The 14,150-nt window shown below is 61.1% G+C and carries 12 protein-coding genes; 5 read left to right on the forward strand and 7 right to left on the reverse strand.

Annotation, left to right across the window (positions count from 1 at the left end):
- Nucleotides 1–17: 17 nt before the first annotated feature.
- Nucleotides 18–1,949 (reverse strand): ATP-binding cassette domain-containing protein, encoded by a 1,932-nt coding sequence (locus tag BM036_RS03170; protein ID WP_091848783.1) that lies wholly within the window; start codon nucleotides 1,947–1,949, stop codon nucleotides 18–20.
- A 65-nt stretch (nucleotides 1,950–2,014) separates the two neighbouring features.
- Between BM036_RS03170 and BM036_RS03175 the strand changes: the two genes are divergently transcribed.
- The 3 genes from BM036_RS03175 (at nucleotide 2,015) to bamJ (ending at nucleotide 3,772) form a co-directional block, all read left to right on the forward strand.
- On the forward strand, nucleotides 2,015–2,569 hold the full coding sequence (locus BM036_RS03175) for a DUF2390 domain-containing protein (protein ID WP_091848784.1): 555 nt from the start codon (nucleotides 2,015–2,017) through the stop codon (nucleotides 2,567–2,569).
- Nucleotides 2,566–2,955: a DUF4124 domain-containing protein gene (locus BM036_RS03180; protein ID WP_091848785.1), complete on the forward strand. Its 390-nt coding sequence runs from the start codon at nucleotides 2,566–2,568 to the stop codon at nucleotides 2,953–2,955. The genes BM036_RS03175 and BM036_RS03180 overlap by 4 nt, the downstream gene beginning before the upstream one ends.
- Before the next feature lie 103 nt (nucleotides 2,956–3,058).
- A complete protein-coding gene (gene bamJ, locus BM036_RS03185) occupies nucleotides 3,059–3,772 on the forward strand; it encodes a BamJ family beta-barrel-assembly machinery protein (protein WP_091848786.1) in 714 nt (237 codons plus the stop codon).
- Between the two features lie 73 nt (nucleotides 3,773–3,845).
- On the opposite strand, the gene rsd is transcribed toward bamJ, so the two are convergent.
- Both rsd and BM036_RS03195 read right to left on the reverse strand, forming a co-directional pair.
- Nucleotides 3,846–4,328 (reverse strand): sigma D regulator, encoded by a 483-nt coding sequence (gene rsd, locus BM036_RS03190; RefSeq protein ID WP_091848787.1) that lies wholly within the window; start codon nucleotides 4,326–4,328, stop codon nucleotides 3,846–3,848.
- Between the two features lie 124 nt (nucleotides 4,329–4,452).
- Entirely contained in the window at nucleotides 4,453–4,959 is a 507-nt protein-coding gene (locus tag BM036_RS03195; protein ID WP_091848788.1) for a disulfide bond formation protein B, read from the reverse strand.
- A gap of 117 nt (nucleotides 4,960–5,076) precedes the next feature.
- On the opposite strand from BM036_RS03195, the gene BM036_RS03200 reads away from it, so the two are divergent.
- Nucleotides 5,077–5,520: a flagellar basal body-associated FliL family protein gene (locus BM036_RS03200; RefSeq protein WP_091848789.1), complete on the forward strand. Its 444-nt coding sequence runs from the start codon at nucleotides 5,077–5,079 to the stop codon at nucleotides 5,518–5,520.
- A gap of 61 nt (nucleotides 5,521–5,581) precedes the next feature.
- Here the strand turns inward: BM036_RS03200 and gshA are convergent, their stop codons facing one another.
- The 3 genes from gshA to BM036_RS03215 all read right to left on the reverse strand — a co-directional run bounded on the left by gshA (nucleotide 5,582) and on the right by BM036_RS03215 (nucleotide 11,395).
- Nucleotides 5,582–7,135, reverse strand: a complete 1,554-nt coding sequence (gshA, locus tag BM036_RS03205; RefSeq protein WP_091848790.1) for a glutamate--cysteine ligase — start codon at nucleotides 7,133–7,135, stop codon at nucleotides 5,582–5,584.
- A 96-nt stretch (nucleotides 7,136–7,231) separates the two neighbouring features.
- Nucleotides 7,232–9,577: a Tex family protein gene (locus BM036_RS03210; protein WP_091848791.1), complete on the reverse strand. Its 2,346-nt coding sequence runs from the start codon at nucleotides 9,575–9,577 to the stop codon at nucleotides 7,232–7,234.
- A 102-nt stretch (nucleotides 9,578–9,679) separates the two neighbouring features.
- On the reverse strand, nucleotides 9,680–11,395 hold the full coding sequence (locus BM036_RS03215) for a putative bifunctional diguanylate cyclase/phosphodiesterase (protein WP_091848792.1): 1,716 nt from the start codon (nucleotides 11,393–11,395) through the stop codon (nucleotides 9,680–9,682).
- A gap of 232 nt (nucleotides 11,396–11,627) precedes the next feature.
- Here BM036_RS03215 and rep point away from each other — a divergent pair, with 232 nt between their 5' ends.
- The gene (gene rep / locus BM036_RS03220; protein WP_091848793.1) at nucleotides 11,628–13,646 is read left to right on the forward strand and encodes a DNA helicase Rep; all 2,019 of its coding nucleotides are present in this window, start codon (nucleotides 11,628–11,630) and stop codon (nucleotides 13,644–13,646) included.
- Between the two features lie 63 nt (nucleotides 13,647–13,709).
- Here the strand turns inward: rep and BM036_RS03225 are convergent, their stop codons facing one another.
- Nucleotides 13,710–14,126: a c-type cytochrome gene (locus BM036_RS03225; protein ID WP_091848794.1), complete on the reverse strand. Its 417-nt coding sequence runs from the start codon at nucleotides 14,124–14,126 to the stop codon at nucleotides 13,710–13,712.
- Between the last annotated feature and the right edge of the window lie 24 nt (nucleotides 14,127–14,150).

The raw sequence follows: 14,150 nt of genomic DNA on the forward strand, positions 1-14,150 counted from the left end.
CGGGCAGCGAGGGAGGCTCAGGTTTCCAGCTGCGCCTCCAGCTCTTCCAGCTTCTCACCGGTCTCCAGCCAGGTCGCTTCCGCTTCTTCCAGGGTGGCACGTACGCTGGCCTGGTCTGCCAGCAGGGCCTTGAGACGGTCCTTGTTGGCAGCCTCGTAAAGGGACGCATCCGAGAGTGCTTCTTCCAGCTCTGCCAGTTTCGCCTGGGCCGCTTCCATGGCTTTCTCGGCCTGGGCCAGCTGCTTCTTCCAGGGGCTCAGCTGTTTGCGCAGTTCTGCCTGCTCCCGTTTCTGTGCCTTGCGCTGTTCTGCCGTCAGTCCCGTGGCCTGGCTGGCAACGGTGGCCTGGCTATCCCGGCGCGGAGGTTCCTCGTCATCCCTGCGCCGATCCGCCAGCCAGCGTTCGTAATCCTCCAGGTCGCCCTCGTAGGGCGCGACTGCGCCGTCGCTGACCAGCCAGAATTCATCGACGGTATTGCGCAACAGGTGCCGGTCGTGGGAAACCACCACCATGGCGCCGTCAAAGTTCTGCAGGGCCATGGTCAGGGCCTGGCGCATCTCCAGGTCCAGGTGGTTGGTGGGCTCGTCTAGCAGCAGCAGGTTGGGCTTCTGCCAGGCAATCACTGCCAGTGCTACCCGGGCCTTTTCGCCTCCAGAGAACGAACGGATGGGCGAGAGGGCTTCATCACCATGGAAATCGAAGCCTCCCAGGAAGTTGCGGATGCTTTGTTCCGAAGCCTTCGGTGACAGCCGCTGAAGGTGCAGGAATGGGCTGGCATCCAGGTCCAGGGATTCCAGCTGATGCTGGGCGAAATAACCAATGGCGAGGTGCTCACCGGTGGTGCGCTCTCCCGCCAGCAAGGTGGCTTCACCCCGCAGGGCATCCATCAGCGTCGATTTACCAGCACCATTTGGGCCCAGCAGGCCGATGCGACTACCCGGCAGCAGTGTGACGTTCAGCCCTGACAAGACTACGGTGTCGCCATGACCGGCCTTGCCGTTGCGGATCGACAGCAGCGGGTTGGATACCTTGTCCGCTACCGGGAAGATGAAGCTGAACGGTGAATCAATATGGGCCGGCGCAATCTGCTCCATACGCTCCAGCGCCTTGACCCGGCTCTGAGCCTGGCGGGCCTTGGTGGCCTTGGCCTTGAAGCGGTCGATAAAGCGCTGGATCTCGGCAACCCGGGCCTGCTGCTTCTCGTAGTTGGCTTGCTGCTGGGCCAGCCGCTCGCTTCGCTGATGCTCGAACGCTGAGTAGTTGCCGGTGTACTGCACCAGTTTCTTGCGGTCGAAATGAATGATATGAGTGGCAACCCGGTCCATGAAATCCCGATCGTGGGAGATGAACAGTAACGTACCCGGGTAGCGCGAGAGCCAGTTCTCCAGCCACAGGCAGGCATCCAGGTCCAGGTGGTTGGTGGGTTCGTCCAGCAGCAACAGGTCCGAAGGCTTCATCAGGGCCTGGGCCAGGTTCAGCCGGATACGCCAACCACCGGAGAAGGAGGATACCGGCCGGTCCGCATCACCTTCAGCAAATCCCAGCCCACGGATCAGCGCCTCTGCCCTGCGAGGAGCAGACCAGGCCTCATGGACATCCAGTTCGCCATGGATATGAGCCATGGCGTGGTCGTCGCCGTCGGCCTCTGCCTTTGCCAGCGCCGCTTCCAGCTCCCGCAGGCGAGTATCACCATCAAGTACAAACTCCCGGGCGCTGCGCCCCGACGCTTCTACTTCCTGTGCCATATGGGCAATGCGACAGCCACCGGGCAGGCTGACAGTGCCCTGTTCCGCGGACAGCTGGCCCAGCAGCAGCTGGAACAGGCTGGACTTGCCCGCGCCGTTGGCACCGACAATGGCCACCCGTTGACCTGGCTGGATGGTCACGCTGGTGGAATCTAGCAACCAGACGCCACCCCGTTGTAAACTGAGATTGGTTATCGTAATCATTGCGGGATTATAACGCTCCCGGGGTAAAATTCGTGAATGAGCCGGGTACCGGTAACGGACGACGGATGCAAGAGCAGGAACCAGGCCAAACGCCCGATACGAACACGCCGCTATGGCGTTTTTCACTCGCCCTCTGGCAACAGCCAGAGGCAAGTGAACTGTGCCTGGGCCTTCAGCAGCAGGGCTGGTCGGTCACCCGGCTGCTGTGCGCCGGCTGGCTTGCCAGCGAAGGTCGTGACTATGCTGGCGACGAACCTGAGGACCTCCTGCAATGGCGGGGCACGGTGACGGAATCCGTACGATCCCTTAAGAAATCCCTGGATAAATCCGATAACCTGCTTGCGCCACTTCGGGAAACCCTGGCGAAGGCCGAACTGGAGGCCGAACGCATCGAGCTGTACCGGGCCTGGCTTGCCCTTGGCAAATCGGCCACCGCCGGCCCCATGCCAGCAACAACCAGACTGGCGGAGCAGAACCTCCGTCGCGCAGCGCCTGACACTGGCAGCAGCCTCAACGCAAAAACGGAGCCTATGATCAGACATCTGGCACAGCTCATCAACCGGATTTCCGCGCCGTCAGCTTCCGGTGGTCGTCGCGCCAACGGAGCCGTTGCGCCATGACCCGCTGGCTGATCCGCCTGGCCTTCCCTGCCCTTGGCTTACTGGTAGCGCTGCTGATTTTTGGCGTTAAAGCACCGGATAACCCCACCAGTGACCCCGAACAAACACCGGAGTCCACAACCATACCTTCCTTCGAGGCCCTGGTACCGGCGCCGGTAACCCCACCCGGCCCCGAAATTGTATTCAAGTGGCAGGACGCTGACGGCAGCTGGCATTATGCCGACCAACCCCCTGAAACCGGCAACTGGAATACCCTGGCCATTGAGCCCGGGCAAGCCACCCCGACCCGGGAACCGATGAATCCGGGGCCCATGGGGGAGGACCTTGAGGCTCCCTACTCTGCTCCCTTCGCACTGGAACCCCGATTCCCCCAAACCGGTAGCTAAGCCCGGCTGCAGGAATTACGACTCTGTCAGTGGTATCAGGCCGTCAAAGCAGTTACCGTTGGCCTTTAACCGCTAACAACACATTATCGTGACAGGAATGACCATGAAGAAAACGCTGATTGCCCTTTCCGTTGCCGGCGTACTCGCCGGTTGCACCGCCGGCACCCAGACGCCGGAAGTCACCCAGGCGCCGCTGGAAACCAACAGCGAAAAAGTCAGTTATGGCATGGGTATGGTGTTTGCCGAACGCATGAAAAACGACCTGCCGGAGCTGGAACTGGAACAGTTTATTGAAGGGTTCCGCCACGGCCACGCCGATGATGACTCTGCCCGCCTCAGTCGGCAGGAAATCCAGGATGCCATGCTGGCCTACCAGCAGGAGATGCAGGCCCGGCAGCAGCAGGAAATGGAACAGGCTGCCACCGAAAACCGGGAAGCTGGCGAACAGTTCCTGGCAGAAAATGCCGAGCGTGACGAGGTAACCACCACCGAATCCGGACTGCAGTACGAAGTACTGGAAGAAGGTGACGGCGAGAAACCAGGGCCGGAAGATGAAGTGAAGGTCCACTACACCGGCGAACTGCTCTCTGGCGAGGTTTTTGACAGCTCCCGTGAAAGGGGCGAGCCCGTAACCTTCCGTCTGAACCAGGTCATTGATGGCTGGACCGAAGGCCTGCAACTGATGAACGAGGGCAGCCGGTTCAAGCTCTACATTCCGTCCGACCTGGCCTACGGCCCCGGTGGCAACATGAGCATCGGCCCCAACGAGACCCTGGTGTTCGATGTGGAACTGCTGGAAGTGAACCCGGAAGATTAATCCGTCGGTCAGCACCTGAAAACAGAGAGGGCGGCTCCGCGGAGCCGCCCTCTCTGTTTTCACTGGTCGTGATTTACGCTGATGATGGCACCTTGTCCGCATGCACGTTGTGCAGATGCTCGATCAGGAAGTCCTCCAGCTCGAACCGGGTCTCCAGGGCCTCGCCCAGGCGCGACAGCTCTGCCATCAGGTCGTCCATCTCTGACTCCGCCGGCCGCTTGCCGTCAATGCGCTCGTTGAAGTCCAGTACCACTTCGGTCGTTTCGCTGATGCGCGGGTAGATGCGCCCGGCCAGTTCAATACCGCCGTCATCGAACTCTCGGGCCTCCTGGATCAGCTGCTCGTAGATTTCAAAATGGCCGGCTGACGTGTAATCGACCAGAATCTGGCACAACCGCTCCAGCTTCTTGCCAAGGTTCTCTGACGCGGTGTCCCGGGCGGTATCCGAAAGGTCGCAATAGTGCACCAGCAATTCCTGGCGCTCCTTCAACCAACGATCTATGAGCTGGTGCACGCCTCCCCAGCGTTCCTTCGCGGTACGGCAATTCTCTAACATGGTCCCTCCCGGGCGGATCAGGTTTGTCGCAGACAGCGTTGAGGACCAAGTTACCCTAATTGCGAGCGGGCCGGCAAGCACCAAAGCTACCGCATTCCCGGGGCCGCAAGGCGGCCGGGGAAACTCAGCTCAGGGAGCGGCGCGCAGGGGAACGGACCAGGCCGGTCAGAACCGCCAGCCCCGCCAGTATAATCAGCGTGAAGAACACCGCAGTCCAGCCAGGAATGCTCAGGCCCAGGAAGGTCCACACCACCTTGGCACAATCACCAGTGCCCTTGACCGCCATGGCCAGCACTTCCATCAGCGGGAATACTTCCAGCATATAGTCAACGGAGGTGCCGCAGGCCGGCACCTGGTCCTCCGGCAAGCTCTGCAACCACAACTGGCGGCCAGCCAGGCCTACCCCGATACCGGCAGTCAATGCCAGCAGGAAGCCGTAGATGCGGCCACCAATGTTGCCCGGGTTATGTAACACGGCCAGCAGGCCGACCGCAGCCACTCCCATAAAGGCAAACCGCTGCAGCCAGCACAGGGGACAGGGCTCCAGCCCCATGACATATTCCATATAGAATGCCACTGCCAGCAAACCAGCAGGCACCAGGAAAGCAAAGAGAAAAACCAGTCTGCGCATCTGTCGAAAAACCTTCTTTTGTGGCCTGGCGGCACCTGGCCCGCAATGGCTGCATCCGCCACCGGGTCCTGCTATTCTGCGAACCAGACCATTCCCTAATGTGAACCAAGAAAACCGATGATGAATCGATACCTTGCCTTCTGGCTCAGCCTCGTTCTGGCCGTTAGCCTGCCCCTTGTCACAGCGGCGCAGGACGAGCCGGAGACCGAAGAAGCCAGTGACGACACCCCGACCTTTACCGAGTACGTGGAGATGAAGCCCTCTTTCGTCACCCATGTAGGGGAGCCATCAGAGCGCCTCAAGTATCTGAAGGCCGATGTTTCCCTGCGGGTCAATTCAGAAACTGCCCGGGCCGCCATTGAAACGCACATGCCCCGCCTCCGCCATGAACTGGTCATGCTTTTTGGCGAACAGACGGATCTGGAAACCCTGTCCTCCGTGGAAGGCCAGCAGGCTGTCCGGGAGCACGCCCTTGCCCGCCTGAACCAGGTTCTGGAGGATCAACAGACCGGTGAACAGATCGTCGATGTGCTGTTCAGCAGTTTCGTCATACAACGGTAAGTCCCGGCCAGCCAATCGGGCCGGCTGACCGGGACCAGGGGTACTTGCCGGCCTGTGACCCTCAGCTGGCCAGATAGTTCTCGAGGAATTCTCCAAACGTGCCGCTGTCGGCCTTTTCCATAGCCGCCTGCTCGTCAAGTGACTCCCGTGTCATGCGCTCGAAGTCGGCACGGACCTGCTCATCAGGCACCGCCTCCTGCAGGCTGAGCTGATGCTCTCGCGACAACTCAAGCGTCCACTCCCGGTGACCGCGGCCGGTTTCTTTCATGGCGGCGAGTACCCGGGCTGAGGGCAGCAATGAGGGGTCGTCCAGTTTCTGCCGCTGTACAGCCAGGGCCTCCCGGTAGCGGTTACCGCCCTGCCACTGGTCCAGCTGTTCCGCCAGGCCATCCAGCTCATCCAGGGCTTCCCGGGAGGCATCGCTGAGGGCAACGGTGCGATCGCACCGGGTCAGCTGGAGCCGGGGATCACGCCCCTCGTTCACAACATCCTTGTAGTTGTCATCCAAACGGTCACACTCGGCATCGCCGATCCGCGGACTGTCCTGCAGCAGGCAACCCAGCAGGAACAGGTCCAGGAAATCCACCTGCGGTGCATTCAGGCCCAGCGGGGAGAATGGGTCCAGGTCCAGGCAGCGCACCTCGATGTACTCCACGCCGCGACGATCCAGCGCCTGGATGGGCTTCTCGCCCCGCTCGGTGGTCCGCTTCGGCCGCACCGCACTGTAATACTCGTTCTCGATCTGGAGGATGCTGGTATTGATCTGGATGAACTGGTCACCACGACGGGTGCCGATTTCCTCATAGGGAGGCCAGGTCGTATGAATCGCCCGGTCGAGGGTTTCCGTGTAGGTCTTCAGCTCGTTGAAGCAGATGTTCAGGGACGACTGGGCGTTGTTGTGATAGCCCAGATCCCCCATGCGCAGGGAGGTGGCATTGCGACCATAGAAGGTGTCGTCACTGAAGGGGGCAAGCTGATGATTGACGCCACGAACAAAGCTGGCATCCAGCGCGGGCGAGGCGCCGAACAGCAGCATCAGCAGCCAGCTACGACGGCGGAAGTTACGGATCAGCCAGAAATACTGGTCGGATTTGAAATCCTGCAGCGACTGCCCGTCGCCCAGCAACTGCTGCCATTTCTGCCAGAAACTGTCCGGCAGCGACAGGTTGTAATGGGCGCCGGCGATGCTCTGCATCATGCGGCCATAGCGCACGGCCAAGCCCTGACGGTACACATGCTTGAGCTGACCAATGTGCGAACTGCCGTATTCCGCAATCGGAATGCTCGGGTCTCCATCCAGCTCACAGGGCATGCTGGCGGACCAGAGCACCTCGTCTTCCAGGTGCTGGTGCACGAACCAGTGGATATCCCGCAGGGAGGCCAGCATTTCCTCGGTGCTGCGGCATACCGGGGTGATCAGCTCCAGCAGGGATTCCGAGTAATCGGTGGTAATGCGCGGATGGGTCAGCGCCGAGCCCAATGCCTTCGGATGCGGGGTCTGCGCGATGAACCCGTTGCGGTCAACCCGCAGCCCCTCTTTCTCGGCCCCTTTGAGGAACCCGTCCCAGTCGCTGGCATTGAGCTGTGAGAACAACCCGTGGCGCGATGCACCCATGTTTGACTCCTATGATCACCCGGCGAGCGGAAACCTTGCCGCTGCGGACAACTTTAGCATGGGCAGGCCACTACGACGCCGCCCACCACCATTGGATTAACGCTTGCCCTTGCGGGCTGAGGCCAGTGCCTCGGCCAGGGCACCGGCCATGGCGCCCTGGGGTTGTTGCGGCTGGCTACTACCACGCCGCCCAGCACCGGAAGCCTGGCGAGCCTTGGCGGACTTGTGGCGATCGCCCTGCCCCCGTTCCGGCCGATTGCCCTCACCGGGCTTGTCATCCAGTCGCATGGACAGGCCAATACGCTTGCGGGGAATGTCCACTTCCATGACCTTGACCTTGACGATATCGCCGGCCTTGACCACCTCACGGGGGTCCTTGACGAACTCATGGGACAGGGCAGAGATATGAACCAGGCCATCCTGGTGCACACCGATATCCACGAACGCCCCGAAGTTGGTGACGTTGGTCACCGTCCCTTCCAGGGTCATCCCCGGCTTCAGGTCATTGAGTGTTTCCACCCCTTCCTGGAAGCTGGCGAAACGGAACTCTGGCCGGGGGTCCCGCCCCGGTTTTTCCAGCTCGGCAATGATATCCCGGATGGTGGGAACCCCGAACTGATCGGTCACATACTCTTCCGGGTTCAGGCTCCGCAGGAAACTGACATCACCAATCAGGTCCGCCACCTTGCGACCGCTTTTCTTCGCGATGGCTTCCACCACACCGTAGGCCTCGGGATGTACGGCGGAACGGTCCAGGGGGTTCTCTCCCTGACTGATCCGCAGGAAGCCAGCGGCCTGTTCAAAGGTCTTCGGCCCCAGCCTCGGCACTTCCAGCAACTGCCGGCGGCTGCGGAAACCACCATTGCGGCTGCGGAATTCAATAATGTTCTCGGCGGTTCCGGGGTTAAGACCAGACACCCGCGCCAACAGGGGAGCCGAAGCGGTGTTGAGGTCGACGCCAACGCCGTTTACACAGTCCTCAACTACCGCATCCAGGCTACGGGCAAGCTGCACCTGGGAGACATCGTGCTGATACTGGCCAACACCGATGGACTTGGGCTCGATCTTGACCAGCTCGGCCAGCGGATCCTGCAGGCGGCGGGCGATAGAAACGGCACCACGGATGGTAACGTCCAGGTCCGGCAGTTCCCGCGAGGCGAACTCAGACGCTGAGTAAATGGACGCACCGGACTCGCTCACAACAATGCGGTTAAGCTTGAACTCGGGGTACCGCTTGCACAGCTCCGCTACCAGCTTCTCGGTCTCCCGGGACGCGGTGCCGTTGCCGATAGCCACCAGTTCGATCCTGTGCTCCCGGCACCACTTCGCCAGCTGTTCTATGGACTGGTCCCACTGATTTTTCGGGGCGTGGGGATAGATGGCGCCATACCCGGCCACCTCACCGGTTCCGTCAATAATGGCGACTTTCACCCCGGTGCGCAGGCCCGGGTCCAGGCCGAGGGTCGGCCGGGGACCGGCCGGAGCCAGCAGGAGCAGGTCCTTGAGATTATTGGCAAATACCTGAATCGCCTCCGCTTCGGCCGCTTCACGCACCTGTGCCATGAGGTCGGTCTCCAGCTGGGTAGACAGCTTGACCCGCCAGGTCCACCGCACCACGTCCGCCAGCCAGCGATCCGCGGGGCGGCCCTGGTCACGAATGTTCCAGTGGGCGGCAATCTTCGCTTCTGCCGGGTGCGGCACACGACGGTCTTCACTCTCACCCTCCACCGTAATGGCGTATGTGAGAATGCCTTCGTTGCGACCCCGCAGTATCGCCAGCGCCCGGTGGGAGGGCATCTTTTTCAGGGGCTCCTGGTGATCGAAGTAGTCCCGGAACTTGGCGCCCTCGTTCTCTTTTCCTTCAATGACCGTAACCTTCAACTGCCCCTCGCTCCACAGGTAGTCCCGCAGGCGACCCAACAGCTCCGCATCCTCGGCAAAGCGTTCCATCAGGATATTTCGCGCACCTTCAAGGGCAGCTTTAACGTCTTCAACACCCGCTTCGGAGTTGAGGTAGCCGGCGGCGAGGGCTTCAGGATCCTGGCCCGGGTTGTCATACAGGCTGTCAGCCAGCGGCTCAAGTCCGGCCTCGCGGGCAATCTGGGCCTTGGTGCGGCGCTTGGGCTTGTAGGGGAGGTACAGGTCTTCCAGGCGGTTCTTGGTGTCGGCCTCGTCGACGGCGGCGCGGAGTTCGTCCGTCAGCTTGCCCTGCTCCTCGATACTCTTGAGGATGGTCTCACGCCGCTCTTCCAGCTCCCGCAGGTAGCGCAGCCGCTCTTCCAGGGTCCGCAACTGGCTGTCGTCCAGGGCACCGGTGACTTCTTTCCGGTAGCGGGCGATGAAGGGCACGGTAGCGCCTTCATCAAGCAGGGCAATGGTGGCGTTGACCTGTTGTTCGCGTACACCGAGTTCTTCGGCAATGCGGCCGGGAATACTGATCATGCTGTGTTACCTGAGAGGGGAGAATCCTGCCCGCACGATAGCGGACCATTCGTCACTGTATTTGGTCAGACCGTTAAATCAGACCGCAAAAGGTACAGGGCCTTACTCCGGCAGGCAAGCCAGGCGATTACGGTCCTGCAGGAAATCCAGCAGTGCGGGCCAGGGCATGGGGCGTGCGTAGTAGTAACCCTGGACCTCGTCACAATGCTGGTCACGCAGGAACGCGAGCTGGCCCTCGGTTTCCACGCCTTCTGCCACCACGCTCATCTGCAGGCTGTGAGCCAGGCTGATAATGGCGCGGATAATATGCTCCGAGTCACCGCTTTCACCCAGGGCCTGGACGAAGGATTTGTCGATTTTGACCAGCGAGATAGGCAGGTGTTGCAGGTTGGTCAGGGAGGAATACCCGGTGCCAAAGTCATCCAGGGCAAAGCTGATACCCAGCTGACTCAGCTCCCGCAGGCAGCGCTGGGCGTAGTCCGGGTCGTGCATCATGGCCGTTTCGGTGAGCTCCAGTTCCAGCAGGCTGGTATCAACGTTGGCATTGAAGATGATGCGGAAGATGGTTTCCGTCATCTTGCGATCATGGAACTGCCGGAACGACAGATTGACGGCAAACACCAGGCCCGGAAAACCCAGGTCGGCCGACTCCTGCAGCCGGGCACAGGCCTGCTCGATCACCCAGTAACCAATGGGCACGATCAGGCCACTGCGTTCAGCAGCGGGTATGAATTCATCGGGCATGACCAGCCCCCGGGTGGGATGGTTCCAGCGAATCAGGCATTCCACGCCCCTCACCTCGCCGGTAATCAGGTCGATACGGGGCTGGTAATAGAGTTCCAGCTCGCCGGAACGCAGCGCATTGCGCAGGTCCCCTTCCAGCTTGAGCTGGTGACCGGCGGAAATGTGCAACTGACGGTTGTAGAAGCGATAGCTGGTGCCGGAGTCCCGCTTGGCTTCGAACATGGCCCGGTTGGCACGGCGCAACAGGGTTTCCGGGGTATCACCGGCTTCCGGGAACGTGGCCACACCGAGACTGGCCGTGATACCCACCCGGTTACCAGCCACCGTAACCGGGTCGTTCAGGGCGGTAACCAGCTTGCGGACGATCTGGGACAGGTCCAGGGAGTCGTCCACGTTCTCGGCAATGACGGCCAGTTCGTCCCCACCGATGCGCATCAGCGAGTCCACCCGGCGCATCACCTGGCGCAGGCGCTCGGCCAGGCGGAGTACCAGTTCGTCCCCCTGACGGTAACCCAGCGACTCGTTAACCGTCCGAAAGTCATCCAGGTTGATGTGAATCAGGGCCAGCCGATGGTCGCCCCGCTCGGCCCGCAGAATCGCCTGCTGCAGGCGATCAAAGAACAGGTTGCGGTTGATAAAGCCACTGGCCACCTCCCGGCCCAATTGACCGCCGGCGCTGTCTTCCAGTTGCTGGCGGAACCAGACACAACGAACGGCCCTGGCCATTGACCAGCGATCCAGGCGACCTTTGCAAAGGTAGTCTGCCGCGCCACCGGCGAGCAGGCCCTCTGTAACCTCGTCCTCCAGCCCGCCACCGATGGCAATCACCGGCTTTTCGTTACCGGCCACCGCCAGGTATTGCAGGAAACCACCTTCTGAGCCGGCATGGAAAGTCGGCTCCCATAACAGGACGTCAAAGTGAGCGTGAATCAGCAAGTCACCGACGTCGTCGGGATCAGGGCACCAGGTCAGCTCGGAAACAAAGTCACCGTGGCCATGGAGCATGGCTCCGTAACGCAGAAAATCAGTTTGTTCCCCGGTAAGGACCAGGATACGCAGGTTGTCGGACTGCATTTTGGTTCAGATGCCCTTTTTATCCCGGCCATAACAGGCCGGGCAGTATTACTGCCGGAAGGTGACCCCGCCTGTGAGACGCCCGGAAGGAATGTCACCTTGCGACGGTGACACCCTGAGCTTGCGACGGATTCAAGTGATCACCCTACAAGATAGCTGATAGCCAAAGAAGATACAGAATTTGGTCTCAGGTAGAATGCTCCTTTTCGCTGAATCCTGCGTCAGGTGAACTGTGTCACAACTTAACCCCCGTCAACGCGAAGCCGTGCATTACATCGACGGCCCCCTGCTGGTGCTCGCGGGGGCTGGTAGCGGCAAAACCAGCGTGATCACCCGCAAGATCGCCTACCTGATTGAGCAGGCGGGAATCCCGGGGCGACATATTGCGGCAGTGACCTTTACCAACAAGGCCGCCCGGGAGATGAAGGAACGCGTCGGCAAGCTGGTGGATCGCAAGCTGACCCGGGGCCTGACGGTCTCCACCTTCCACAACCTGGGCATGCATATCATCCGTGAGGAGCTGGCGCACCTGGGCTACCATCCCGGCTTCTCCATCTTCGACGCAGAAGACGCCAAGGCCCTGCTGCAGGACCTGATGCTGCGGGAAGCGAGCGCCGACGCCGGTGACGAATTGTCGGATATCCAGCACACCATATCCGCCTGGAAGAATGACATGAAGGGTCCGGAGGACGCCTGGAGCCGGGCCGTCGACGAGCGGGAGCAGCGTATTGCGCTGATCTACAAGCGCTACCAGCAGTACCTCAAGGCCTACAATGCCGTGGACTTTGATGACCTGATCCTGCTGCCGGTGCAGTTATTCCGGACCGTACCGGAAGCCCTTGCCAAGTGGCGCCGCAAAATCCGCTACATGCTGGTGGACGAATACCAGGACACCAACCTCTGCCAGTACGAACTGGTCAAACTGCTGGTGGCGGAACGGGCAGCGTTTACCGTGGTGGGGGATGATGACCAGTCGATCTATGCCTGGCGGGGCGCCCGACCAGAGAACCTGGTGCAGCTGAAAGAGGATTTCCCGAGCCTGAAGATCGTCAAGCTGGAACAGAACTACCGGTCCACCGCGCGCATCCTGCGCTGTGCCAATGAAGTGATCGCCAACAATCCCCACGTGTTCGAGAAGGCCCTGTGGAGCGACCACACCATCGGTGATGAGCTACGCATTGTGCGTTGCCGCAACGAGGATGCCGAGTCCCACCGGATAGCATCAGAGATCATTGACCAGAAGCTCAAGAAGGGCCTGCAGTTCCGGGACTTTGCCGTGCTCTACCGGGGGAACCACCAGGCCCGGCTACTGGAAATGAAACTGCAGGCCTTCCAGATTCCCTACCGCATCTCCGGTGGCCAGTCGTTTTTCTCGAAAAACGAGATACGGGATGCAATGGCCTACCTGCGCCTGCTGATCAACCCGGATGACGATGCGGCCTTTCTGCGTGTGGTCAACGTGCCCCGGCGCGAAATTGGCCCCCGTACGCTGGAACAGTTAAGTCACTACTCCCGCGCCCGGGACATCAGCATGCACCGGGCCCTGGACGAAATGGGGGTGGAAGCCCATGTCACCGAAAAGGGCCTGGACCGGCTACGCCGTTTCCGTCACTGGGTGGAAGGCACATGCCGGCGCCTCTACGAGGAAGATCCGGTGCCGGTACTCAAGCAGCTGTTCACCGACATCGAATATGAGGAGTGGCTGCACCAGCACGCCAGCAGCCCCAAGCAGGCGGAGCGGCGCATGGAGAACATCTGGTACCTGATCGACTCCATTCAGCGCATGCTCGATGACGACAAGGGCACCGCCAACGAGACCAGCATCGAGGACGCCATCAGCCGCCTCATCCTCAGGGACCTGATGGAACAGCAGGAAGAAGAGGACGACAGCGACAAGGTGCAGCTGCTGACCCTGCATGCGTCAAAGGGCCTGGAGTTCCCGCACGTGTTCATCATGGGCCTGGAGGAAGAAATCCTGCCGCACCGCTCCAGCATAGAAGAAGGTAATATCGAGGAAGAGCGGCGACTGATGTACGTGGGCATAACCCGGGCCCGGGAAACCCTGACCCTGACCTTTGCAGCGCAACGCCGGCAGTATGGTGAGAAGCTGGAGACCATACCCAGCCGATTCCTGGACGAATTGCCTGAGGGCGATGTGAAGTGGGAGGGAACCGGGGACCTGGACCAGGAAGCCAATCAGCAGAAGGGCAAGGCCACCCTCAGCGCACTACTGGGAGACCTGGGGAGCTGAGGGCGCGTAGACGCGGATATAAAGCCAGGGCCAGCCCGCAATCAGCGGACCGGCCCGGACGCATCACTGAGAAGCGTCGACCATATGTTGGACGGCGGCCTGGATTTCCTCATCGGAGCAGCTGCCACACCCACCTTTCGGCGGCATGCCCTGGAAGCCGTTAATCGCGTGGTCGATCAGGGTCTCCATGCCCTTGTCAATGCGGGGGCCCCAGGCACCCGCATCACCCACGATCGGAGCACCCGCCGCGCCGGTAGCATGGCACGCGGTACAGGCGGCATTATAAACCTCGTCGCCTGCGCGAGGGCCGTCACTGGACGCTGTCGCCGGAGCTGCCGCAGCCGAACCGCAGTCCTCACCCTGCAGGCAGACCTTGCCAACCGGGGCAATACGCTCACGGATCTGATCTTCAACACTTGCAACAGCGCTTGCCGCCGTCAGACCGAATGCAACCAGTGCGGCCGCCAGGACTTTCATCATTTTCACAATGCACCTCTCATCAGA

It is taken from the genome of Marinobacter segnicrescens (genome assembly GCF_900111555.1).
Lineage (GTDB): Bacteria > Pseudomonadota > Gammaproteobacteria > Pseudomonadales > Oleiphilaceae > Marinobacter > Marinobacter segnicrescens.

What these genes read in the sequence shown, in the direction of transcription:
- gshA (WP_091848790.1), bottom strand. Translation starts at nt 7,135, where the DNA reads ATGGGTGCATCGCGCCACGGGTTGTTCTCACAGCTCAATGCCAGCGAC.
- BM036_RS03175 (WP_091848784.1), top strand. Translation starts at nt 2,015, where the DNA reads ATGCAAGAGCAGGAACCAGGCCAAACGCCCGATACGAACACGCCGCTA.
- BM036_RS03180 (WP_091848785.1), top strand. Translation starts at nt 2,566, where the DNA reads ATGACCCGCTGGCTGATCCGCCTGGCCTTCCCTGCCCTTGGCTTACTG.
- rsd (WP_091848787.1), bottom strand. Translation starts at nt 4,328, where the DNA reads ATGTTAGAGAATTGCCGTACCGCGAAGGAACGCTGGGGAGGCGTGCAC.
- BM036_RS03170 (WP_091848783.1), bottom strand. Translation starts at nt 1,949, where the DNA reads ATGATTACGATAACCAATCTCAGTTTACAACGGGGTGGCGTCTGGTTG.
- BM036_RS03225 (WP_091848794.1), bottom strand. Translation starts at nt 14,126, where the DNA reads ATGATGAAAGTCCTGGCGGCCGCACTGGTTGCATTCGGTCTGACGGCG.
- BM036_RS03215 (WP_091848792.1), bottom strand. Translation starts at nt 11,395, where the DNA reads ATGCAGTCCGACAACCTGCGTATCCTGGTCCTTACCGGGGAACAAACT.
- bamJ (WP_091848786.1), top strand. Translation starts at nt 3,059, where the DNA reads ATGAAGAAAACGCTGATTGCCCTTTCCGTTGCCGGCGTACTCGCCGGT.
- BM036_RS03200 (WP_091848789.1), top strand. Translation starts at nt 5,077, where the DNA reads ATGATGAATCGATACCTTGCCTTCTGGCTCAGCCTCGTTCTGGCCGTT.
- BM036_RS03195 (WP_091848788.1), bottom strand. Translation starts at nt 4,959, where the DNA reads ATGCGCAGACTGGTTTTTCTCTTTGCTTTCCTGGTGCCTGCTGGTTTG.
- BM036_RS03210 (WP_091848791.1), bottom strand. Translation starts at nt 9,577, where the DNA reads ATGATCAGTATTCCCGGCCGCATTGCCGAAGAACTCGGTGTACGCGAA.